The organism is Dictyobacter vulcani (genome assembly GCF_008974265.1).
Classification (GTDB): Bacteria; Chloroflexota; Ktedonobacteria; order Ktedonobacterales; family Ktedonobacteraceae; genus Dictyobacter; species Dictyobacter vulcani.
Window position 1 is genome coordinate 41,760 of sequence record NZ_BKZW01000005.1, and the last position, 21,967, is coordinate 63,726.

General features: G+C 50.7%; 25 protein-coding genes and 3 pseudogenes. 22 read left to right on the plus strand and 6 right to left on the minus strand.

From position 1 onward, the window contains the following. Positions 1 to 42 precede the first annotated feature (42 nt). From KDW_RS29965 to KDW_RS29975, 3 genes are all read left to right on the plus strand, one after another. Positions 43 to 1,431, plus strand: a complete 1,389-nt coding sequence (locus tag KDW_RS29965) for a sugar porter family MFS transporter (protein ID WP_151759568.1) — start codon at positions 43 to 45, stop codon at positions 1,429 to 1,431. 160 nt (positions 1,432 to 1,591) lie between these two features. Beyond that, positions 1,592 to 2,290 carry a metal-dependent transcriptional regulator gene (locus tag KDW_RS29970; RefSeq protein ID WP_151759569.1) on the plus strand — a complete coding sequence of 233 codons (699 nt, stop codon included), beginning with the start codon at positions 1,592 to 1,594 and terminating at the stop codon, positions 2,288 to 2,290. Between the two features lie 118 nt (positions 2,291 to 2,408). Beyond that, entirely contained in the window at positions 2,409 to 3,731 is a 1,323-nt protein-coding gene (locus KDW_RS29975; protein WP_151759570.1) for an Nramp family divalent metal transporter, read from the plus strand. A gap of 108 nt (positions 3,732 to 3,839) precedes the next feature. Here KDW_RS29975 and KDW_RS29980 read toward each other — a convergent pair. Continuing rightward, positions 3,840 to 4,962 (minus strand): annotated as a pseudogene (locus KDW_RS29980) (RNA-guided endonuclease InsQ/TnpB family protein). A 374-nt stretch (positions 4,963 to 5,336) separates the two neighbouring features. On the opposite strand from KDW_RS29980, the gene KDW_RS29985 reads away from it, so the two are divergent. From KDW_RS29985 to KDW_RS30005, 6 genes and pseudogenes are all read left to right on the plus strand, one after another. Then, the gene (locus KDW_RS29985) at positions 5,337 to 6,572 is read left to right on the plus strand and encodes an NAD(P)/FAD-dependent oxidoreductase (RefSeq protein WP_151759571.1); all 1,236 of its coding nucleotides are present in this window, start codon (positions 5,337 to 5,339) and stop codon (positions 6,570 to 6,572) included. A gap of 276 nt (positions 6,573 to 6,848) precedes the next feature. Beyond that, positions 6,849 to 6,920: pseudogene (locus KDW_RS36320) on the plus strand (zinc ribbon domain-containing protein); the annotation flags it as partial. A 39-nt stretch (positions 6,921 to 6,959) separates the two neighbouring features. After that, the gene (locus tag KDW_RS29990; protein WP_233098032.1) at positions 6,960 to 7,496 is read left to right on the plus strand and encodes a hypothetical protein; all 537 of its coding nucleotides are present in this window, start codon (positions 6,960 to 6,962) and stop codon (positions 7,494 to 7,496) included. Between the two features lie 169 nt (positions 7,497 to 7,665). Next, entirely contained in the window at positions 7,666 to 7,971 is a 306-nt protein-coding gene (locus KDW_RS29995) for a hypothetical protein (protein WP_151759573.1), read from the plus strand. Further along, complete coding sequence (locus KDW_RS30000; RefSeq protein WP_151759574.1) at positions 7,968 to 8,474, plus strand: hypothetical protein; 507 nt, start codon at positions 7,968 to 7,970, stop codon at positions 8,472 to 8,474. Before KDW_RS29995 ends, KDW_RS30000 begins: the two co-directional genes overlap by 4 nt. A 285-nt stretch (positions 8,475 to 8,759) precedes the next feature. Then, a complete protein-coding gene (locus KDW_RS30005) occupies positions 8,760 to 9,113 on the plus strand; it encodes a hypothetical protein (protein ID WP_151759575.1) in 354 nt (117 codons plus the stop codon). 158 nt (positions 9,114 to 9,271) lie between these two features. Here KDW_RS30005 and KDW_RS33420 read toward each other — a convergent pair whose 3' ends face one another. The 3 genes from KDW_RS33420 to KDW_RS30015 are packed head-to-tail and all read right to left on the minus strand — an operon-like array spanning position 9,272 to position 11,056. Next, entirely contained in the window at positions 9,272 to 9,616 is a 345-nt protein-coding gene (locus KDW_RS33420; RefSeq protein ID WP_198925716.1) for a response regulator transcription factor, read from the minus strand. Next, positions 9,586 to 9,921, minus strand: a complete 336-nt coding sequence (locus KDW_RS33425; RefSeq protein ID WP_198925717.1) for a response regulator — start codon at positions 9,919 to 9,921, stop codon at positions 9,586 to 9,588. Before KDW_RS33425 ends, KDW_RS33420 begins: the two co-directional genes overlap by 31 nt. 55 nt (positions 9,922 to 9,976) lie before the next feature. Next, positions 9,977 to 11,056 carry a sensor histidine kinase gene (locus tag KDW_RS30015; RefSeq protein ID WP_162005752.1) on the minus strand — a complete coding sequence of 360 codons (1,080 nt, stop codon included), beginning with the start codon at positions 11,054 to 11,056 and terminating at the stop codon, positions 9,977 to 9,979. A gap of 562 nt (positions 11,057 to 11,618) precedes the next feature. Here KDW_RS30015 and extP point away from each other — a divergent pair. The 7 genes and pseudogenes from extP to KDW_RS30040 all read left to right on the plus strand — a co-directional run bounded on the left by extP (position 11,619) and on the right by KDW_RS30040 (position 16,427). Continuing rightward, positions 11,619 to 12,427: pseudogene (gene extP, locus KDW_RS30020) on the plus strand (selenite/tellurite reduction operon b-type cytochrome ExtP). A gap of 47 nt (positions 12,428 to 12,474) precedes the next feature. Further along, positions 12,475 to 12,903, plus strand: a complete 429-nt coding sequence (locus tag KDW_RS34635) for a hypothetical protein (protein ID WP_233098033.1) — start codon at positions 12,475 to 12,477, stop codon at positions 12,901 to 12,903. Next, positions 12,852 to 13,016 (plus strand): hypothetical protein, encoded by a 165-nt coding sequence (locus tag KDW_RS36325; protein WP_371876294.1) that lies wholly within the window; start codon positions 12,852 to 12,854, stop codon positions 13,014 to 13,016. Before KDW_RS34635 ends, KDW_RS36325 begins: the two co-directional genes overlap by 52 nt. 25 nt (positions 13,017 to 13,041) lie before the next feature. Further along, complete coding sequence (locus tag KDW_RS30030) at positions 13,042 to 13,644, plus strand: Rieske (2Fe-2S) protein (protein ID WP_151759578.1); 603 nt, start codon at positions 13,042 to 13,044, stop codon at positions 13,642 to 13,644. Between the two features lie 305 nt (positions 13,645 to 13,949). Beyond that, a complete protein-coding gene (locus KDW_RS32095; protein ID WP_162005753.1) occupies positions 13,950 to 14,093 on the plus strand; it encodes a hypothetical protein in 144 nt (47 codons plus the stop codon). After that, entirely contained in the window at positions 14,093 to 14,929 is an 837-nt protein-coding gene (locus tag KDW_RS30035; protein ID WP_151759579.1) for a cupredoxin domain-containing protein, read from the plus strand. Before KDW_RS32095 ends, KDW_RS30035 begins: the two co-directional genes overlap by 1 nt. 106 nt (positions 14,930 to 15,035) lie before the next feature. Next, positions 15,036 to 16,427, plus strand: coding sequence for a hypothetical protein (locus KDW_RS30040; RefSeq protein WP_151759580.1), 1,392 nt, complete (start codon positions 15,036 to 15,038; stop codon positions 16,425 to 16,427). A 74-nt stretch (positions 16,428 to 16,501) separates the two neighbouring features. Here KDW_RS30040 and KDW_RS30045 read toward each other — a convergent pair whose 3' ends face one another. After that, the gene (locus KDW_RS30045; RefSeq protein ID WP_233098042.1) at positions 16,502 to 17,041 is read right to left on the minus strand and encodes a class I SAM-dependent methyltransferase; all 540 of its coding nucleotides are present in this window, start codon (positions 17,039 to 17,041) and stop codon (positions 16,502 to 16,504) included. Then, the gene (locus KDW_RS30050; protein WP_162005754.1) at positions 16,966 to 17,391 is read right to left on the minus strand and encodes a class I SAM-dependent methyltransferase; all 426 of its coding nucleotides are present in this window, start codon (positions 17,389 to 17,391) and stop codon (positions 16,966 to 16,968) included. The genes KDW_RS30045 and KDW_RS30050 overlap by 76 nt, the downstream gene beginning before the upstream one ends. A gap of 267 nt (positions 17,392 to 17,658) precedes the next feature. On the opposite strand from KDW_RS30050, the gene KDW_RS30055 reads away from it, so the two are divergent. The 6 genes from KDW_RS30055 to mutT all read left to right on the plus strand — a co-directional run bounded on the left by KDW_RS30055 (position 17,659) and on the right by mutT (position 21,642). Beyond that, on the plus strand, positions 17,659 to 17,952 hold the full coding sequence (locus tag KDW_RS30055) for a hypothetical protein (protein WP_151759583.1): 294 nt from the start codon (positions 17,659 to 17,661) through the stop codon (positions 17,950 to 17,952). A 123-nt stretch (positions 17,953 to 18,075) separates the two neighbouring features. Next, positions 18,076 to 18,978 carry an HNH endonuclease gene (locus KDW_RS30060; protein WP_151759584.1) on the plus strand — a complete coding sequence of 301 codons (903 nt, stop codon included), beginning with the start codon at positions 18,076 to 18,078 and terminating at the stop codon, positions 18,976 to 18,978. A 187-nt stretch (positions 18,979 to 19,165) separates the two neighbouring features. Next, positions 19,166 to 19,558, plus strand: coding sequence for an IS200/IS605 family transposase (gene tnpA, locus KDW_RS30065; protein ID WP_233098034.1), 393 nt, complete (start codon positions 19,166 to 19,168; stop codon positions 19,556 to 19,558). A 26-nt stretch (positions 19,559 to 19,584) separates the two neighbouring features. Next, entirely contained in the window at positions 19,585 to 20,094 is a 510-nt protein-coding gene (locus KDW_RS36330; protein WP_151759586.1) for a hypothetical protein, read from the plus strand. Beyond that, positions 20,091 to 21,200, plus strand: coding sequence for a zinc ribbon domain-containing protein (locus tag KDW_RS36335; RefSeq protein ID WP_151759587.1), 1,110 nt, complete (start codon positions 20,091 to 20,093; stop codon positions 21,198 to 21,200). The genes KDW_RS36330 and KDW_RS36335 overlap by 4 nt, the downstream gene beginning before the upstream one ends. A gap of 43 nt (positions 21,201 to 21,243) precedes the next feature. Further along, positions 21,244 to 21,642 carry an 8-oxo-dGTP diphosphatase MutT gene (mutT, locus tag KDW_RS30080; protein ID WP_151759588.1) on the plus strand — a complete coding sequence of 133 codons (399 nt, stop codon included), beginning with the start codon at positions 21,244 to 21,246 and terminating at the stop codon, positions 21,640 to 21,642. Positions 21,643 to 21,967: the final 325 nt, after the last annotated feature.

The window sequence follows — 21,967 nt, forward strand, 5'->3', positions numbered from 1 at the left end:
TTGGATGGGCTGGTTTCTTTCCCATGACGGGGGAGGTATTCTATGGAGAACGTGCACGATCCTCATGAGCGTAAAAAATTATCTATTTACTTTATTACTTCTGTCGCGGCTTTAGGTGGATTACTCTTTGGCTATGATACAGGTGTTATCTCGGGTGCTCAGCTTTTTCTGGTGAAGACGTTTTCTCTTAACCCTCAACAGCAAGAACTTGCCGTGAGTTCTGTCCTGATTGGTGCGATCATTGGTGCGATTGTAGCTGGAAAAATCAATGATGCGCTTGGGCGCAAACGCACCCTGCTGCTCCTGGCGGTTATTTTTACGCTGGGAGCTATTCTGACGGCTTTTTCACCAAATTATGAGCTGTTCATAGTATTTCGCGCGATCGTAGGTTTAGGCATTGGTGCCGCCGCCAGCGTCGTACCGGTCTATATTTCGGAGATGGCGCCATCGCAGATGCGTGGCAAGCTAGTAACCTTCAACCAATTGGCGGTTACGATTGGGATCGCGGTTTCATACTGGGTTGATCTGGCGTTTGCCCATGCTGGTATGGGCTGGCCGCCGATGTTCGCAACGGCCGCTATTCCTGGACTCATGCTTTTCTTTGGGATGTTGATCAGTCCTGAGACTCCGCGCTGGTATGCTGGTAAAGGACGCTGGGATAAGGCACAGGATGTCCTTGAACGCATTCAGGGGGCGGATCCCGCGACCGAGATGGCTGAGATCCGTTCATCATTGAGCCTTGATCGCCGTCAGGGCAGGTTACTTGATCTGTTTACGCCGGGTGTGCGCATGGCTTTACTGGTCGGCGTTGGCCTGGCGGTGTTTCAGCAGTTCGTTGGTATCAATACAGTCATTTATTATGCGCCGACTATCTTCCAGGCGGCTGGCTTTGCTTCGGCCAGTAGTGCCATTCTGGCGACCAGTGTCGTCGGGGTCGTGAATGTACTGGCCACCATCGTGGCTCTGGTTCTGGTGGATCGTACCGGTCGCCGCGTCTTGTTGATTATCGGCACGATCGGGATGATCCTGGGACTGGTCCTGCTGGGCGCGATCTTTGCGATTGGTCCTTCCCAGGCGGGTGTCCTGACCTTGCTGGCCTTGATCCTCTACATCATCGCCTTTGCGATCAGCATGGGGCCGGTCTTCTGGCTGATGAGTGCTGAGATTTTTCCCACCAACGTCCGTGCGGCCGGTGCCAGCGTCTGCTCCTTTTCCAACTGGGTGGCCAATTTCGTGGTCAGTGTCACCTTCCTTTCATTGATTCACGCGATCGGCACCTCAACCACCTTCTGGCTCTATGCCGTTATTGGCGTGATTGCCCTGATCTTCTGCTGGCGCTTAGTTCCTGAGACCAAAGGCAAAACGTTGGAACAGATTGAATCTTATTGGAATAATGGACGCCGCTGGCTCGCCGACCAAAAACGCACGTAACCAGACACCCATGTATGGTTTACAACCCAAAAGAGCAGGTTCCCCAATAACGTTGGGGAACCTGCTCTTTTGGGTTGCTGGTTTGCCTTGACGGGGTTTTCATACGTATGATACTATAGGTTTTAGGAAGCTAAAACATTATTTTTAGGGGGAAATGAAAGTGCAAAAGCCGATTCAGGAACTCGCGCCACGCATTAGTGATTGCCTCAAGCTGATTTATACGTTACAGGAACAGGGTCAGAAGGTTTCGACTTCTGTGGTCAGTGAACGGTTGGGGGTCAGTGATGCTACCGCCACGATGCTGTTCAAGGATTTCGCTGTGGCTGGTTGGGTTGAGCATGTGCCTTATCGCGGTGTCCGCTTAACTCCTGAGGGTGAGCAGAAGGCGATGGAGGTTATCCGCCATCATCGTTTGCTTGAGCTCTATCTGGCTCGTGAGCTAGGCTATAGCTGGGATAAGGTGCATGCCGAGGCTGACAAACTGGAGCATGTGATCTCGGAGGAATTTGAGGAGAAACTGGATGCACTGCTGGGTTATCCAACGGTTGATCCACATGGTGATCCTATTCCCAGTAAGGATGGGGTGATGGTGGTGCGACGGGGGATCAAGCTTGCTGAATTGCCGGTGGGACAGACGGCTCAGGTGTTGCGCGTCAGCGATCAGAATCCTGAGAAGCTGTGTTATCTGGGACAACTGGGCTTATATCCAGAAGCCTCACTCCAATTGCTCTCGCGTGCTCCTTTTGATGGACCTTTGCACATTCTTGTGGGACAGCCTCCTACGCAGGTTGAGCATATGCTCGGGCTGACACTGGCCGCAGAGATTATTGTGACCGCTCCTGAGCCCGCTGAACAATAGATTTTCAAAAACATGCAACTATTGAATTGAGCCAGAGAGTAATAGAGAAAAATACGGGTTCTTTTGTATTGGTGTATATCGATTGTGGCGATTGTATAGATGAGGTAGGCAGGTAGGTATGGCATTATTGTCAAAGTCGCGTAAAAAAGTTGAGTATGGACAGCCTTTTCATCTCGGTGTGCTCGGATTGATGAAGCGTGTCTGGACGGGCGATAATCGTTGGAAACTGGGCATGCGTGACATCTTGAAGGCGTTGGGTCCAGGTTTTCTGATCAGTGTGGGGTATATGGATCCGGGCAACTGGGGCACGAATCTGGCGGCGGGTGCTGGCTTTGGCTATCAACTCCTCTGGGTTATCCTTATCAGTAATCTGGTGGCGATTTTCCTGCAAATCGCTTCATCTAAACTTGGCATCGCGACCGGCAAGGATCTTGCGCAGTTGATTCATGAGCATTTTCCGCGTCCTGTGGCCATCTTCTTTGCGTTTACCTCGATTATTGCCATCATGGCTACTGATCTGGCCGAGATTCTGGGTGGCGCGCTGGGTTTTCATATCCTCTTTGGCCTGCCCTTATTTTTCTCCGCGATTCTCACTGGACTGATCGTGATGGTGTTACTGGGCCTGAGCCGCTGGGGCTTTCGCAAAGTTGAATTTATCATTATCGGCTTTGTCTCGATCATCGGACTGGCTTATGTGTATGAAACGGCCCTGCTGCATCCTGCGTGGGACGCCATCGCTTTCCATGTGGTGGTTCCCCAGGTGTCGGCGGGTGGCCTGCTGGTCGCGGTTGGCATCCTGGGCGCGACTGTCATGCCGCACAACGTGTTTCTGCATTCCTACCTCTCACATCAGCGTTTGAGTGGTCCAGATGCACCGTTATCTGAGCGGCGCAAGGTCTTGCGACTGGCTAAAATTGATACCGTTGCGGCCCTGAATGTGGCCTTCTTTGTCAATGCCGCGATGCTGGTTGTCGCCGGGGCCGTCTTCTATCATCACGTCAATCCTGATAGCCTGGATCTGCAGACCGCCTATGTGTCTCTGATACCTGCGCTGGGGACGTTTGCTGCCATCGCCTTTGGCATTGGCCTGCTGGCCTCCGGCCTCTCCTCATCCATGACCGGTACGCTCGCCGGACAGGTGGTGCTGCAAGGTTTCTTACAGAAGCCCGTTGCCGTATGGGTCTGGCGCATTGTGACCCTGATTCCTGCCCTGATTGTGACCACCCTGAACTTTTCAACGGTGCAGGTGTTGATTATCAGTCAGGTGGTGCTGAGTTTGCAACTCCCTTTCACCATTGTGGCTGTTATTATCCTCTCTAGCCGCCGTGACTTGCTCGGTGAATTCGCTAATACTCGCACTGTCACCATTATCCAGACCGTGATTGCTCTGATCGTGACCGCCCTCAACATCTGGCTCATCCTGAGTTACCTGCCATTTTGACACTCCCCCAGATAAATCGAGGGGGATTCTTCTTTCACTCACCAGGCTTGCTCGATGCTATCACTACCAACGAGTAGAGGTCCAGTGTCCAGAAGCGTTCCCAACCCACTACGGAGTGGTGGTTCCTGCCTGCCCGGCAGTACCGTTCTCTAAGGCTTTTTGTAAGATATTTCGCGCCGCATTTTCATCGCGATCCATGATCAGTCCACAGGAACAGATATGAGTCCGGACGCTCAGGCTCTTCTTCACCATGGTTCCACACCGCGAACACTTCTGGCTCGTGAAATGTGGGGCTACTTTGATGATGGGGATCGCATGCATGGCTCCATAGTAACCTATCCAGGCCAGGAACCCTCCCCAGGCCGCATCATTGATCGATTTCGCCAGATGCCTGTTCTTGACCATATTGGTGATCTTGAGATGTTCAAACGCAATCAGGTCGTGAGACGTGACCAACGCGTTCGCCTGTTTTCTGGCGAAATCTTCACGTTGCCTTTGAACTTTGAGATGCGCTTTGGCGAACCGCTTGCGTGCTTTCATACGATTGCGGCTTTGCTTTTTGGTACGAGAGAGGCGACGATGCAGGTGTTTGAGTCGTTTTTCGGCTTTGCGCAGGTACCGAGGATTATCAACTGTCTTGCCATCAGAGTCGGTCGTGTAGGCGTTCAACCCAACATCAATGCCAACGATGTCCCCAGTGGGGATGTGTTCAACCACGCGCTCAGCCCGGACACAAAACTGGACGTAGAATCCGTCCGCTCGTTTGATGAGCCGGACGCGTTTGATCTGCTTCAACGGAAATGTTTCAATTGCACGGGTCCCCACCAGGCGTACTCGACCAATACCACAGCCATCGGTAAAGAGGATGTGACGGCCATCGGCGTCAATCTTCCAACCAGAGGTTTTATACTCGACGCTCCGATTCGTGTGGACAAACTTCGGATAGCCCTTTTTCCCCGGTGTGTTGCTTGCAGTTGTCATAGAAGCGGGCAATGGCGTGCCATGCGCGATCAGCGGCCGATTGACGAGCCTGGGAGTTGAGGCTGGAGGCAAAGGAGAAGTCTTGAGCTAAGACGGCACAATACTTCCGCAAGTCATTCTGGCTGATGCCTCGCTCATCCATCCAGAGGCGTAGGCATTTATTCCGAATGAATTGGGTGGTACGGATCGCCTCATCAATCGCTGCGTATTGCTGCTGGTTCCCATCGATTTTATATTCAAACACGAGCATATGCGTACTTCTCCATGGTGATCGTCGTAAGTATCTCTCAGCTGTATTGAAAAGTCAATCGATACTTACCAATGTGGAACGGCGCTTTCATCCCCTGCTTCAAAGCAGGAGTTTTCCCGCGCTCGGGTTGATAATAATATGTGTAGGCTCTGGACCCCATCGTCCTGCATGCTGATTTATAGGCATTTAGCCAACGGCACTGTGTTCAATTGGCCAGGCTGTGTCAGCAGGGTTTCCTATACTTCGCTCAATGATATAGCGTACTCGACCATAGTATTTCAGGGCTAACTGTGCTAAGATTCTGCTAAACCAGGAATATGAAGACGAACTCACGTCATATTTGCGGATGATATTCTGTATAAGGAGAGACTTTTTTGGCAACTCACGAGAAAAGATATGTAATTATAGGCAACGGCGTCGCTGGTACGACAGCGGCGGAGACGTTGCGGAAGAATGATCCGAATTGTAGCATTCATCTGTTGACGAATGAGCGCTATCCGTTATATAACCGTGTCTCATTGCCCCGCTTCTTGCAGGGCGTGATCGTGGAGCAGAAAGTCATGATCCGCGATTTTGCCTGGCATGAGCAGCGCAATATCGAGTTGATAACGGAGACTGTGGTGACCGGTGTTAATACGGAAGAGCGCGTCGTACGGACCGAGGATGGTCGGGAATTTCCCTATGATGCGCTGTTGGTGGCCAGTGGTGGCTGGGCTAATCCTCTCAAGGTTCCAGGCGCACAGGATACCAAACATATTTACAATTTTGTGACCCTGGATGACACACGCACCATTGTTGAGCGCATGCAGGAATCCAGGTCGGCTCTGGCCTATGGTGGTAGCTTTATTGCCTATGAGTTGTGCGATGGTTTCGCTGTGCGCAAGCTGAATACGACCTGGCTGATGCGTGGACCTTACTGGCTGCGTAACTCTCTGGATACCGATGGTGGTGAGGTAGTGGATAATATCGCCAAAAAATTTGGGGTTGAGGTGATCCATGGCGATGAAATCGAGTCGGTGATTCCGGCCAATGGTGTTCCCAGCTATGTTAAAACCAAAAAAGGCCGTGAGATTCAAGCCGACATGGTCGGTGTGGGCCTGGGTATTACCCTCAACACCCAGATCCTTGAGGGCTCTCCCATCGAGGTTAATGGTGGTGTGGTCGTCAATGAATATCTGGAGACCAATGTGCCGGGCGTCTATGCCGCCGGTGACGTGGCTAACTTCTATGATGCGACCGTGAAGCGCCATCATACGATGGGAACCTGGGATAATGCCAAATCACATGGTCAGGTTGCGGCCGTGAATATGGCTGGCGGTCATCAGGCCTATGTAGATGTGCCAACGTATACCAGTCCACTGTTTGATGTCAATATCGCTGTGGTTGGTAGCGCGGAATCGAATAATCCTGAAATGGAGACGATCGCGCTGCGTGAGCCAGGTGAGAAGGGCAATGAGAATTATCGCCGCCTCTTCTTCCTGGAAAATAAACTGGTTGGTGTGTTGATGATTGGCAGTCCGAAGGGACGTAAGAAACTGGTTGAGGTTGTCAAAAATCAACAGACGTACGCCACCAAAGCTGAGCGCGAGGCTCTGTTGACCCTGAAATAACCCATGTGTGCAGGACCTTTGGGACTGAAGCTATCACCCAAAGAGTCTATAAAAAAGACGTAGCGACTTATTTCTTCTTGATTCCGATTACTAATAAAAGAAGAGTATGCGCTACGTCTTTTTTATAGACTCTTTTTAAAGCTTTTTTTATTTTGAATGTATTGTATACATATATGTTCTTGTATATATGTGCTATCTATGATCTGGTTACTTGACTGTTGGTTGCTTTTCAGCTAACGTAAGAGATGATAAGAGCTAGATAATAGGAGATGCTCCGTGGCGATAGTATGCAGTCAGTGTGGGAAAGAATTACCGCGAGAGGACGCGCGGTTTTGTACTAACTGTGGAACGTTAGTCCCCGACCATCCAATAAGTCCTCGGGCAAGCATGGCGGCAGAGAATGAGACGCCTGCTCACCATCTACCAGAGCAGGTCGCCCAACAGCCTGGTGACGCTAAAAAATCTGATACAACCAATGTGACTCCCTGGTTGGGCTTTGAAGGCCATGATGGTTCAAATGTAACTCCCTGGCTGGGCCTTGAGAAATATGACCTCCCCGATGCATTCCCTGTTTCTACGCAGGAGCAGCGAGAAACGGAAGTAAATACGTCTCAGGATGAAGGGGAAGCAGCGGCTGAAAAATCTTCTGAGCCAGCCGCAGGACGTAAAGCTGACAGTCCAATTCCTGGTAAGCCAACCTCTGGACCGATCAGTAATCCTGGTGTGTCGAATGGTTCGCGCCGCTTAGGTGGGGCTAGAACGACACGTAAGAACGGTGAAGCCTTGCCAACGAATATTGCCTGGCCTGAACCAATGACACACACGGCGACGGCAGACAATAAGCCTGGCGCGCGTCAGAACGCTGTTCAGACTGATTTTCCTATCCTCCCTTCCACTCCACCTCCAGCCGCGATCTACATGTGAAGGTCTGGGATGAAGAAACAAAAGCAGAAGTCCCAGTTGCTAGTGATAGCTCCAGTTCTGTACCTGTAGTCCAGGAGACGCAGGGAGAAGATGTTGAAGATCTTCCCACTGGTCCTCTGGCTGATCACCTTTCTGCTGTTAGTGCTACCCTGCTCAATCCTTTCCGGATTTGCCCACCACCCCGATAAGCTCGGTTACAGCGCAAGAACAGCTCAAACAGCATGAGCAGAAACGTGATCAGGTCAGTCAACTGCCGAAGATAGATGAGTTGCCGACGGCCCAATGGCAGGTTCAGGGCGTTAAAGAGGCGGTCGCAGCCGAAAAATCTTCACGACCTGGTTATCCTGAAGCCAAAAAAGAGCCAGCCGCTCCTCCTGTCAGCGCGCCAGTACAGAAGCGTGATGAGCCAGGGGTACAGTCTGCTTCTGCGATAGCCCTGTACGTGCACCGCGAAGTAATAAACGTCTGCTTATGATTGCTGCAGCGGCCCTGGTCGTGATTCTCCTCATTGCCATCGGCAGCTGGATGGCGCTGGCACAGCCATTTGCGCTATCGGCGGATACCAATCCTGTCCAGACGACAAGCAATACCGCGATCGGGTCTACCGTCACTTATCCAGCCGGTTGGAATGCGAAAAATACCTCGACCACAGCTACCCTGGCTGATAGTAGCAATACCGCGCAAATTGTTCTGGTCCAGGCGGCCACAGGTGATCCTGCGAAATATCTGCAGCAGCAGGCGACCACCATGGGTATCACTGGTGCGAAAGCTGGCGCTCCAATTACCTTTGCTGGCCAGAACTGGCAGCAGATCAGCGGAGATTTTCAGCTTGCCGGTGCCAGCTACACGGGCACCATCTATACGACCACCTATAACAACCATCTCTATACCTGGAAGCAGATCGCGCCTAAAAACGTTTTCCAGGATGAAGAGCGGCTGGTATTCGCACCCGCGCGTGCCTCTCTGCACCTGCGCTAACCTGTGCGTCAACATAGACAAAAGAGCCTGCTATACATTCGCGTATAACAGGCTCTTTTGTCTGTGCTCGTTATCTGGCTTTGGTGGGTTATTGAGCGGGCGCATATGATATAATGACATTTAGCTCTACGAGAATAGCGCTAGCTTACTTCTTGTCGCAGTTTTCTCTGTATGCATGGTGGTGTATTGCTCCGTGCATATGGTTGTAAGATACAAATTTGGCTAAAAAAGCTGGAGAAAGGAGCGCGTAGTTAGCCTGGCTGCTGCGCACATAGACTGAAACACATGGATGATATACATTTTGAGCGTCACTTCCGTACTCCACATTCCGAGGGATATTACATTATGCAGGGCAGCAACCTGCAAAGTAATAATCGCCTGGGCACGGTGGATATCCACTTTACGACCACTGCGGTCCATGGGACGCTGATCCTGGAGCGTGAGTTGGAAGAGGCGGACCTGACCAAGCTGATTGAGCAGATTGATGAGGATCTGGTTCTGTCGGCGGATATGCCACGCGATGATTTTCTCGTGAGTGTCTATGTCGGTAAGGATGTTGGTTTTTACAGCGATGAGTATTTTGCTGAAGAAAATAACGACTCGCTTGATTTCGATGATGATGATGATCAGTCCATATAGTCAGAACTGGTCACAAAAAGAGCAGAAGAGGTTGCCTTCGATTGGAAAATTGTGGGTGGCCTCTTTTATGTATGGGTGTGTGTCGCTCCAGGCTTCAGGTTAAGGGCGATTGCCCTTAACGATCCGCTGGTCGGGTGCAGGTTATACACATACCCAAACTAATCTTCGAGGAGGCCACGGCGCATGGCATATTTGACCAGTTCGGCGCGGCTATGGAGATTGAGTTTGTCCATGATATGGGTGCGGTGGGTATCAACTGTCTTGGGACTGATGATGAGGCGCTCGGCGATCTGGTTATTGGTATGGCCTTCGGCGACCAGTTTCAGGATCTCGCGCTCGCGCTCGGTCAGACTGCTATAGCTATCGCGCTCTTCGCCGGTGCGCACACGTTGCAGGTAATCTCCAACGACGACCGATTGAGCGGTAGGTGAGAGATAGAATTGTCCGCTTTTGATGACGTGGATGGCGGTGATCAGTTCGGTATCGGCGGCCTCTTTGAGCATATAGCCTGAGGCACCAGCACGCAGGCCTGGAAGACATATTCGTCGTTCTCATGCATGGTGAGGACCAGGATCCTGACATCCGGGAGCAGGCGCTTGATCTGTTTGGTGGCTTCAATGCCATTGATATCTGGCATGGTGATATCCATCAAAATAACGTCCGGCTGAATTCGTTGTGCCTCCTGGATCGCTTGCCGACCATCCTGGGCTTCGCCAACGATATCCATATCCGGCTGGGCATTTAACATCATCTTCAGACCAGCCCGCAGGATGGTATGGTCATCTGCCAGCAATATTCGTATCTTCATATCTTCCATGTTTCCTGACGCTCTTGAACGCTTACTATAAGCTGAATGGTGTGCTTTAACTGACGGCAATCGCCTGGTCCTGGGTTGCCAGTTGGATTGGTATATTGGCGTGGATGACCGTTCCTTTGCCGGGCTGGGAATCGATATCGAGGGTGCCATCCAGCAATTGTGCCCGTTCATACATGCCCACTAATCCCCAGCCACGTTCCTGTCCGAGACCAGGTTTTTTCTTGAGCTTTTCCACATCAAAGCCATCCCCGTTATCCGCGATTGTGGCGTCAATGGCGTCGTCCTCTTCTCTTAAGATGACGCTCACCTTCTGCGCATGTGAATGGCGGGCCACATTCGTCAGGGCCTCCTGGACAATGCGGTAGAGCACCGTTTCGATTTCCGAGGTCAGGCGGTCCTTGAGTCCGGTGGTGTGGAAATCTACTTCAATGGCGAATTTTTGTTGATATTCTTTAATATACCAGCGCAGGGCGGGCATCAGACCCAGATCATCCAGGGCGCTTGGGCGCAGGTCAATACTGAGGCTACGGATCGCGCGCAGCGTCTGGTGCGCCAGTTGACGCGTCTCGGCGATACGCTCGCGGGCCTCGGGCGATGTAATTGACTCTTCAAGGATGGCCAGACTGATCAATAACGATGTCAGGACCTGTGAGGTCTCATCATGTAACTCGCGGGCGACGCGTTTGCGCTCCTCTTCCTGCGCGTTAATGATCTGTGCCGCGCGCAGGCGATTGGCCTCATCAATGGCTTCTAACATCATATTAAACGTGCGTGCCAGTTGATCGGCCTGCGGATCGGTCCCTGTCAGCGGGGCGCGCATGGTCCGGTCGCCTGCCTGCACGCGATTCATCACCTTGCCTAGATCCAGCAATGGTCGAAACGCAAACTGCAACAGCACAAAATTCAAGGCAATACTCACTAACCATCCCACCGCTACAAAAATGATCAGCGGGACATAGGAAAACGTATTGAGTCGGGTGGCCAGCCAGGTTCCTCCGGTGGCACCGACAAAGATAATTGCGCTATTGGCCAGCAGTACACGGTAGAAAACGGGTAGTTCATTGAGTGCCCCTAGCAGTTTATTGCCTTTTCGTGTCGCTGTGGTCATGAGTTCAGAATCGGGCATCGCTAAAATCTCTTTTACTTGCGAATTTTTGAAGATGGTCATTGAGTATGTTGTAATTGTATCGGTTATTGCGCCGTACGTCAAACCAGGATGTTGCTTTTCTGCTACGCTCCTGGTAGGAATAAAACAGGACCCTTGCTTCCAGTATTTTTCTGGCCTTTTCTGGTGATAAAAAATCAGGTATATTCTAGAGAAAAATCAGGTACTCACCTGATGCCTGGGCTTGCAGGCAAGAGTATCTTAGGTTTACATGTCTAACGGAGGGTGTGAGACATCTGGGACAATAATCCGTTTCTCTTCCACTTAGTCTAGACAATCCATTATAATCTATAGGTAAGAGGGCAAAAGTTCTAACTTCTTCCATATTCTGGATGGCCGGGCGCACGCAAAAAAGCTAGGCCAGATCAGGATGCTGACTAAAAAAGTTGGCGAGGGGGTACCAGTGTTGAGGCGCGTATGCTATAATCAGCGTCACATTATAACAAGAACTTTGGCGATAATATCTTTCCAACCTGAGCAGGCCTTCTCCCTTTTGTAGGCCTGATTCTTTTGAGGAGGCACAGTGAGCTCTACTAATAAAAGCTTACTCGACGTAGCCACGCAGAAGATCGTCGAGAGCCAAGTCTGGCGTTCCATCTTCCGCCATGGTTATCCAGATACTCCATTGAACCAGTCTCTGGTAATGATGAGTAACGTATTTTTGCACCTTCATCCCGTTAAGGTTAGCCGCCAGGCGATGAAGATTACTTACACCTGGTGCATGGGCGGCATTTCGTTTTTCCTATTCTTGCTATTGACCATTACCGGTGTCTTTCTTATGTTCTATTATGTTCCGGACACCAATGTCGCTTATCAAAATATCAATCAGTTAAGTAGCGCTGTCTCATTTGGTCATCTTGTCCGCAATATGCATCGATGGTCGGCCCACTTGATGGTTGTTTCGGTAACGCTACACATGATTCGTGTGTTCTATCATGGGGCATATAAGCCACCCGAGAGTTCAACTGGGTGGTTGGTGTACTGTTGTTCTTTGTAACGCTGTTCCTGAGTTTTACCGGTTACCTGCTGCCATGGGACCAGATTGCGATCTGGGCTATTACCGTGGGTACCAACCTGGCTCCATACACTCCGTTGCTCGGCAACCCTGTGTACAAAGTGCTGGTTGGTGGCGGCGCAGTTGGTCAGGCTACGTTGATCCGCTTCTATGTTGGTCACGTGATCCTGTTGCCATTGGCCGGTGCTATTCTAATGGCCGTTCACTTCTGGCGCATCCGTAAAGATGGTGGCGAGGCAGGTCCTCCTCCTCCCTCACGTCGCGAATTGGAAGCCCGTGCTGAGCGTGAGCAGGCCGTGTCTGCGACACGCGGATAACGAGGCGTACCGTAGAATGTTCTGCGGTGCCATGAGAGGATACCTCTATGTCGATTGAACAGAAAGAACCAAAGGTACAGACTCAGGCAGGGGCAACTCAGCGACGGTACCGTACTCTGGCAGTTGTGAAGCAGGAAGCTATCACACGTGTAGAGAAGCCACTTGAAGACTCTGTCTTCGTGTGGCCCCACCTGCTCGTGCGTGAGTTCTTCGCGGCAACCGCACTGACAGTGATGGTCACGTTGTTATCATTGGTAATTGATGCTCCTTTGCAGGAACCGGCAACACCGAACTCGACGCCGAATCCAGCGAAAGCGCCATGGTACTTCCTGGGCTTGCAGGAACTCCTGCACTACTTCCACCGACGAGCGCCGGTGTGTTGGTTCCAGGTTTTACGCTGGCAGCCCTTGCCATACTTCCCTATGTGGATCGTAATCCTAGCCGTGCTTATGCGGATCGTAAAGTTGCCATTGTAACATTTACGATGTTTGTTGTTTTCTGGGCAGTGATTACCCTGGCCGGTAGCTTCTTCCGCGGACCTGGTTGGCTCTGGGTCTGGCCATGGCAGCATGTCTACTTTGATCTATAGGCTGAGGAAAGAGGATTATTAGATTATGAGTATTGATACACCTCCCATTTCACCGCAGCAGTATGAAGTACTGCACGGTGGTGGTGCAGAAGCTGCCGAGCTTGCTAAGCAGCGTATCTCACGCCGACGCTTCCTTCGCCGGTCAATGTTGGCAGTCTGGGGTGTTTCGGCTACAGCTTCTGTTGCGGGCGCACTCTTTTACATGTTCCCGAATCTGTCGGGTGGTTTTGGCTCGGCGATTACCGTGGGAAAAGCCAGTGAGTTTAAGCCTTCAAAGCCAGCTGATTTCAAGCTAGAGATTCAGGGCGTCTACCATCGTCCGACGGCTCGTGCTTATATTATTCACCTCGATCCTTCAACGGAGTTCCTGTTGAATGGACAGGCACTGAAAGATCAGCTGACATCGGAAAATGTGCTGAAGGATCCTAAGGATGGTTCCTATTGGATCGCGCTGTACCAGAAATGCGTGCACCTGGGTTGTACCGTGCCGTTCCGTGACAATTGTGTGAGCTTTAAATGCCCCTGTCATGGTTCTCACTACAACGTCACCGGCGAGTTCCTGGATGGCCCGGCTCCTCGTAGCCTGGACCGCTTCCAGATGACGCTCCAGGGGATGATGTTGTCGTGAATACCGGTACGATTAACGGGACCGTTGCACACCCGGATGCTACCACGCGGTTGATTGCTGCACCGAGGGTGGAGTGTTCAGCCTAGCGCTGTGCATGAACGTCTGACTTGTGTCAGATATGCATTCGTAAAACCAACATCTCATCAGCAACGCTGTCTCTACAGGTCGCCTCCGTTCTATTGGTCTGGATGGATCCGAGGAGGCAGCGCGCTTTTGTGAACAGAAGAAGATCGGTGATAACACCTTGAGGTTAACGCCCTCCATGGGCGAGGGACCGATAGGATGCATATCAAAAGGTGTGTGTTATGGGAAATTTAGTACAAGCTATCGTGGGTATCGTCGTCCTGCTGGTAGTCGTCGGTGGCTTGCTGTATATATTCTACTCAAAGACAAATGCCGTTGAGAAAACGGGCTTTGGCTCGCTGATTATGCTGGGTCTGGTGCCCTGATGATCCCTGTTTTCTGGATTGTTGAGGGCGGAAACCAGGTAGCGGCGACGATGGATCAGCAGAATCTGGCCATCGAACGTGGCATGCATACGTATGCCCAGGTGTGTACGGACCAGTGTTTTGCGATTGACAATGATAAAGTCAAAGATGTGACCTATAACGGTTTCACCATGGATTATTTCCAGAAGGTGACCGATAATGAGCTGCGGCGCATTATCGCCGGTGGTGTCTTTAATCCTAAGGCCGTACATCAACCAGTCAATCCTAATGCGGTACCGCGTGCAGAAGAGTATGGCGGTGGACTTTTAAGCAATGATGTTGATTATTTGATGGCTCTTATTCGTTCCAGTGATCCAAAAAATCATGAGAAGAGTGGCTTTGATGAACTGCCCGCCTACCTGCAGGCCAACAATACGACTCTGTATAACGCCGCGGTAACCTTTGGGAAGCAAGGTCAGTTTGGCGAAGCCAAAGACATGACCAGTCAGAAGGAAATTACCATTGATATCGCTGATAACGGCAGCAATGGAGTTACCTGTCAGAGCCAGCAAGGGTGTTTTACGCCGATTAACATTAAAGTGAAAGTCGGTACCAAAATCACCTGGGTGAACAAATCGAGACTTGCTCACACCGTGGTTGCTGCCGCGGGCCAGGATATTGCCAGCCCTAAACCGGCCAGTGATATCTTTGACTCCAAAAAGCAGTTAGCCACCAATGATACATTCACGTATACAGTGACCGATGCGGCCTATAATGCCAATTCTGACACGCATCGTTTGCTGTACTACTGTTCAATCCACCCGGATATGGTGGCCCAATTGGTCATCGAAAAATAAGTGTTTTCATCGCGCCTCTCATGGGGCGCGATGTTATTCCTGATTCTGATCGCTGCTCATGCTGTCGCAATGGATATGAACAGCATGTCGAAAGGAATTGCGATTCATGCAACAAGTAACGCAACAACGTGAGTTGCCAGAGCGAATGTCGTGGGCGCGTGCAATGGTTTTTGCCATTGGCTTTTTCCTGCTCGCCGCGATGCTCATCGGGCAGATTCCCGGCTATGTCTATAACGCGATGACCGCATCCAGTCTGGTGGAGTTTGAGCGTGGCGTTTTGAGCCTCGGCTTGATCTGTCTGGCCTGTTTTGCTGTGATCATGGTGATCGAACTGCTGTTTGATCCCAAACCAGTTGTGCCTCCTGCGCTGCTCGCTGGCGTCGGTGCTATTGTGACTATTGTTGGTCTGGCTGTGACCGTTGCGGTTGGGATGACCGGCTACAGGGATTTCCCTCAGGCCGAGACAAACATCCTGCCTCTTCTGGGTGGCCGGTTCCTCTGGTTCCAACCCGATGCAATCGATCTGGTGGCCATTGGACTGATCATTCTTTTTGTGGGTGTGGCCACCGTTTTCTATAGTGTTCTGGCTATGCGCGAACTGCGCAATCCAGATCGTCGTGACCTGGGCACAACCCCTGCTGTACGCTGGATGATCATCCTCTCCAGTCTGCTGCTGATTGTGTTCCTGTATTGCTACAACTATGACGTTGCCAGTGCTCTGTTCCAGAATATCGTGCTGGGCGTGGCCGTCTTCCTGGCTCTGGGTGCTTTTGCTCTGCGCCTGCATTATCTGATGCGCCCGGTACGCAAACGTGTCATGCCTGGTCTGTATGCGGTTGGTGCTCTGGGACTGGCCCAGACCGGTGCCGCGTTCGTCCTGCTCTGGATCATCGCTTATCCTTTGCTGGCACTCATTCATCCCTTGCCTGTGCTGGGACCCTATCTGACCAACTGCCTGCGGGCAACTGCTGTTCCTGGTAGTTGTACCTTCTCGCAGGATGCTGGTTATATCGTGGATGCTATCATCACTTCAAGCTTCTTTGGTGCCATGCTGGCAGCCATCTGGGCCTGGAAGTCTAACCGCAACCTGGTTGTGGTTGGTAGCGTCGTGATTACCGCTGTGATTGCCTTGACCGCTCTGGTCATGCACACCAGCGCTACTGCCTTGCCAACGGCTATGATGTTGTGCGCGGGCATTTTGATCGTCGCCACCGTCTGGACTATCACGGCTCGCCGTGAGTTCGCCGTTGTCGGTGAGAATAACCTGGGTTGTCTGGGACAATGGTTGGTGATGGGCACCTGCCTGTTCGTCTATCTGGCCTCATTTGCCTTCTTCTCGATGGCAAACTTCGCGGCTGAAGAGACGCCACCTAATATCCCAAATACCATTCCAGGTGGTGCCTCGAGCGCTAAAGATGCCTTTGTCATGCTGGTACTCTTTGCGATCCTGGGTGCTATCCAGTTCTTCTTCCTGACACGTAATCGTTATCGTGTCTAAGATACTGATGTAACAAAAAACAGGAGTGGCAATCGCGATGATTGCCACTCCTGTTTTTTGTTTGTCTGGAGGATTTAGATTTTTCGTTGCGCGATCGCAATACGCATGGGTGCTGAGCAGGAGCCCTTCTGAGAGAATAGTTCAGCTTTAGCCCTGGCGAGCATCATATCGTAATCAGAAGCCGAGGCGATCTTGAGGGCCACAATGGGAGCGCGGACCGCTTCCACGAGCATCAAAACATTCTTGCCGGCCAGGTGTCCAACCTTCCCCGCATAGTCACCAAGCGGAAACGTCACCTCTTTGTAGGAGATATTGACCAGCCCAGCCTCCCTGAGAAAACCATCCAGGCGCTTTTTGCCGGACAGATCAATGTTACGTCTGTTACCAAGCTCAATCAGCCAACCCCATAATGTCTGGAGTCCAATCCCCGCGTTGATGATCATGCCGGGTTCAGCCAGCTCAATCCACCCGCCGGGTTTCACTACGCGACACATCTCATTGACGACGTTCTGAAAATCACTGGTCGGTAATGCGCCAATCAAGAAACGCATATGGGCATAGTCGAATGTTTGTTCCGTAAATGGTAGCCCTTCAGGACATCGCGCTGTAAAAATAAGACGTTGCGTGGTCGCTGAGTGGCATCGAGGGTGGGTTTTAAAATATCCAGGCCAACAATGTCTGCCGTAGGAAAGCCTTTTGCGAGCTCGATTGCCCAGAGACCGGTTCCGCAACCGATATCTAGAATGCGACCAGGATTTTTAAGCGGAGCCAGATAATTGTCGCGGAGCATATAGCGGAAAACATAGTGTTGAAGATCGAGGCGATCAATTTCCTGCTCGTCTTTGGGCAACACATAGGGAGCATTCTCGACGTAAGCTCGGTCCCCAACTTTTACCAGACGCTGGTCGGTGTGTTCCACGGTCGAGCCCGTTATGCTTTTCCAGAGCCACTGAAATAGTCCCATTGAGATGAACTCCTGCATCATACAGAATTGCGATCATGCGCCTTTGAATTTCTCTGGCATCCACTGCACACCAATGGTGCCAGGCTCTCTATGATCAGGATGATTGTTGGTGTGCATGGCACATATGGATGAGTTGTTGAATCCAAAGGGTAAAAAAGAACCAGCGGAACCAGTCAAACTAACACGTAACTCTGGCTCTACATGATCATTGTGGATATAGTAACATACTTCTGTGATAAAGGTAACTATTTATGACGAAGGTTTGGAATGAAGGGCAAGGAATCATTGGGCCCTGCGGCCGGCGGTACTTTCGCGGATGATCAGTTGAAATGGGGCTTGTGTCTGGCGTGGTTGACCGCTACAGGTTTTCTCAATGCGATCAAGGAGAAATGTGACGGCCAGATCACCGATCTCCTGTTTATTGGGGCAATGGTTGTTAATGAGGGCATTGAGAATGCGTCCTCTTTGATATCGTCAAAGCCAATCACGGCAGAGCTATTGTATTCATTTAGTTGGGCTTTCTGTAAGAATGAGTTTAAGGTAGAAGTGTTTAATAGATAGTTGCTGCAGCTAGAAAGGATCAACTTGCAGTTACATACTTGTTATTTCTGAGTTGTAGAATTATTATTATGAGCATGAGATAAAACTTAAACATGGATGATCTATCAGGGAGGATAAAACGACATGATGTCAAATGAACAAGAGATTTTGTATAGACTAGAATTGTGGAAGTATTTGTCAGAAAAGACGGGTTTTAAAAATGTTGAAGCGGGTGTGTTGCGCGATATAAAGCTCTATGGAGGGATGCAAGGAATTTGGGTTGATAAACAGCGTACAGTTTCCTTAGCTAAGGAAGGAGTGACCGTTAGTGTCACTCACTCCGGTAAAAGTTATCCTGATGATTGGTCGGAGGATGGTGTTATTTATGATTATCCAAAAACAAACCGGCTTTCTGGAAGAGATGAAAGCGAAATTGAAGCCACTAAGAATACATTTAAGTTGGGCATACCACTTTTTGTTATTAAGCATGTAGGTCATTCTTTGCGAAATATTTATCTTGGTCATGTTGAGGCTTGGGATGACGATTTACGACACTTCCTTATTATTTTTGATGAACAATTCCCTGAAAAAACACCTGTCCAGGTTGTCCGAGAAGATCCTGCTGAATATCAGACATTTACCCTTTTTCACAATGATAAAAGCGTAAAACGCACTGTGCAGTCGCGGCCTAACCAGCAGCGCTTTAAATTTCAGGTATTCAAACGCTATGGGGCTACGTGTATGGTGTGTGGATTAAATGCTGTTGCGCTACTTCAGGCGGCTCATATTGTGCCCAAGGAGCACAAAGGGTCAGATGATCCACGTAATGGACTAGTATTATGCGCAAATCATCACCTTGCGTTTGATCTAAGCCTTTTTGCAATTCATCCTGATACGCTAGAACTCTGTGCAGCGCCATCTATAGAGAATCTTCAGGAACTGCTGATTACTGTTGATTCTATCCATCACTTATCATGTCTGCCCCATATAGATGCATTACGATGGAGTTTTGAACGTTGGCAAAAGAACAATGAAAGAACTTCATAATTTATGCGATACTAGTAGTCACTGCCAATTGCTTGAGTGCAATTGGTAGTGACATAAGCGTAACCCGCCGCAAGCCGCTGTGGTTTGAACCCAGGCGGATAGGCGGGTTTCTCGTGGGCTTTAGCCCTCGCTTGTTGCAATATCGTCTTTTCTCCTGTATACTGCAACAATGGAAAAGACGAGTACATTGCAGTATCAGCGTGACGAGCACCGCATCCATCTTATTGTGTATCATCTCATCTGGTGTCCTCGTCGTCGCAAAGCCATTCTTACGGGTCCCATCAAAGAACGGTGTCAACAGATACTCGAAGAGAAATGTCTGGAAAAAGGGTGGAGTATTCTCACCCTGGCGATTCAACCTGACCATATTCATCTTTTTATCCGCGTCTGGCCTTCTGAAAGTGCCGCTGATGTGGTGAAAGAACTTAAGGGCATCACGTCCTTTCATTTACGAAGGGAGTTCGCCCCTATCATGAAGAAAATGCCTTCGACCTGGACCCGTTCCTATTTTGCCAGCACGGCTGGTGCAGTGAGTGCTGAGACCATTCAACACTATATCAATGCGCAAAAAGGAATCTAGCGGGGAGGAAGGGAGGGAGTCATCGCATGGCAAAGGCAACGAAAACCATCACACAAGCAATGCAGTATCCATCCCGGTATGCTGCCTGGTTTACGACCACCCAGGCATTGTTCAACACAGTGGCTTCCTTCTACTTTGAGGTCATCACAGCTCACGAGCAGGTGCTGTTGCTTTCCTCACACAGAGCCTTGCATGCCCTTGAGACATTGACCCATGCGACGGAAGAAAACCCCGATCCGGTGATGCCGCTCGATGCCATTGCTCCTCAGGTTCCTGCCCTCTTTCGCCGTGCCGCTATTCACGCAGCTCTTGGCTCCGCCCACGCCTTTGAGACGAGCTTGCAGAAGTGGCGTGCGCGCAAAGAGAAAGCGGCCCTCAAAAAGAAGCGTTTCACCGAGCACCCACCGGTTCCCCCGCGGACCTGGAATCGGTCGCCGACGTTCTACAAGGGCCAGTGGAAAGGCGAACTGCGTCCTCCATTCTTCTCAAGCTCTGGACAGGGGCGAGGTGGATTTGGGTCAACGTTCGGCTCTTGAGCCGTGACCTGCCCGATGGCTATGAGCCCGGGAGTCCGTCGCTGGTTCGCCATGGCTCACATTGGCGGTTGCATACCCCGGTCGAAAAGACCTTCACCAGTCCGGGGAAGGTGGCTGTGCAACTGGCTCATGCCCAGACACGCATCTGTGCCATTGATCTCAATCTCGACCATCATCTGGCGGTCTGTACCATCCAAACAGCCGACGGCTCGACCGTTGCCACCACCTTTCTCAGTGGCGGCAAACGCGTAAATGGCCGTAGGAAGTGGCTGCTTGGTCGTATCGCCCGCAACCGTCGTAAGACGGGTATCCTGGCCGAAAACGAACCCGATAATGTGGCATTATGGGAGAAAATCCGTCATGTGGATGAGCAGGTGGCACACCTGATCAGTGCGCGCATTGTGCACTTTGCTCGTCAGCATCAGGCGAGTGTGCTGGTATTTGAACACCTGGGCAACCTGAAACCCCAAAAAGGCCGCTACAGTCGCCGAGGGAACAGCAAACGAGCCTTCTGGATGAAGGGGCGTATATTCACCAATGCCAAATATAAAGCGTGGAACGAGGGCATGATCACGAGTCGGGTGAACCCGCGCAACACGAGCCGCGAATGCGCCCGTTGTCATGGCCTGATTGTACGTTACCATGCCAAGCAGGGGCCCGAGCCAGCAGGCTACACCCCTGGGGCACCGTTGGCCTGGTGTCCTGCGTGTGGCATGAAGGGTCATGCCGATCGCAATGCGAGCCTGGTCATTGGTCAGCGCTTGCGTACACGTGCTCACCATCAGGAAAAGCCTCGCGCTCCTCTCCTGGGTCCAGGAGAGAGGGATGAGAAATCATCAGGTGTTGTCCGTTCCCAAGACGCCAACAGCAAAGGTGGCCCATCGCGCCGCCGAGCACGGAGGCACGGAACGGGCAAGGGCATGGCACCGCCCATGAGGATCACGCCAGGATGGTGGCGCCCTCAGCTATTCCTCGCCCATTACCTCTGTTCAGTGAGTCATAGCAACGCTATCTATCTCGAACAGTGGCGTACGCAGGAGTGGAAGAAGCCGCCGCCCTTCAGGGCGTGCGGAGTGTCACTATGGCTTCTATGTTTGAGTTGTTAGCTGGTCAATAGGAGCTTGCTGGAGATTAATGGAGTAGATATTGATGAAAAAAGTTACTGCGGCTATTCTTATGGTGGATGGAAAAGTGCTGATTGCCAGGCGTAAAAAGGGTGATGCTCTGGCGCATAAATGGGAGTTTCCGGGCGGAAAAATCGAGCCTGGCGAGACGCCAGAGCAATGTCTTACGCGTGAAATGATGGAGGAATTTGGTGTTGCGGTCGCTGTAAAAGATTTTTTCTGTTCGACCGTCTATCGCTATCAACATATAGAAATAGAGCTTCTGGCCTATCATACTGTGTATCTTTCCGGCGAATTTCAGCTCAATGCCCATGCAGATATGAAATGGATTCCTCTTGCAGCGTTAAATGACTACGATTTTTCTGCGGCCGATATTCCTATTGCTCATAAGTTACGTGAGAGGCTGATCGAGAAGCCATTGTGACTATAGATGTATGCAAGGAATAGGGCTACCATTGACAATCGTTGACTATATTTTCTATACTTATATTAGATTGTTTTAGTTTAAAAGTAATTTTCATAGCATCTATAATCTATGTGCTTCAGTGTGCTCCAGCCATTTTGCGCCTCCGACACCTGACGCTTTATATCTTCAGGTGCTCAAAACACACTTTTATGTACTGAATTTTGACCCTTCTTTGATTGTCTACCAGTGCTGCTCTGCCGCGATGGAGAGCCGAGCATTCTATATTCAGCAGTATCCTATCTGATATCTTGTAATCGTACATTGATATTCTGACAACATAATA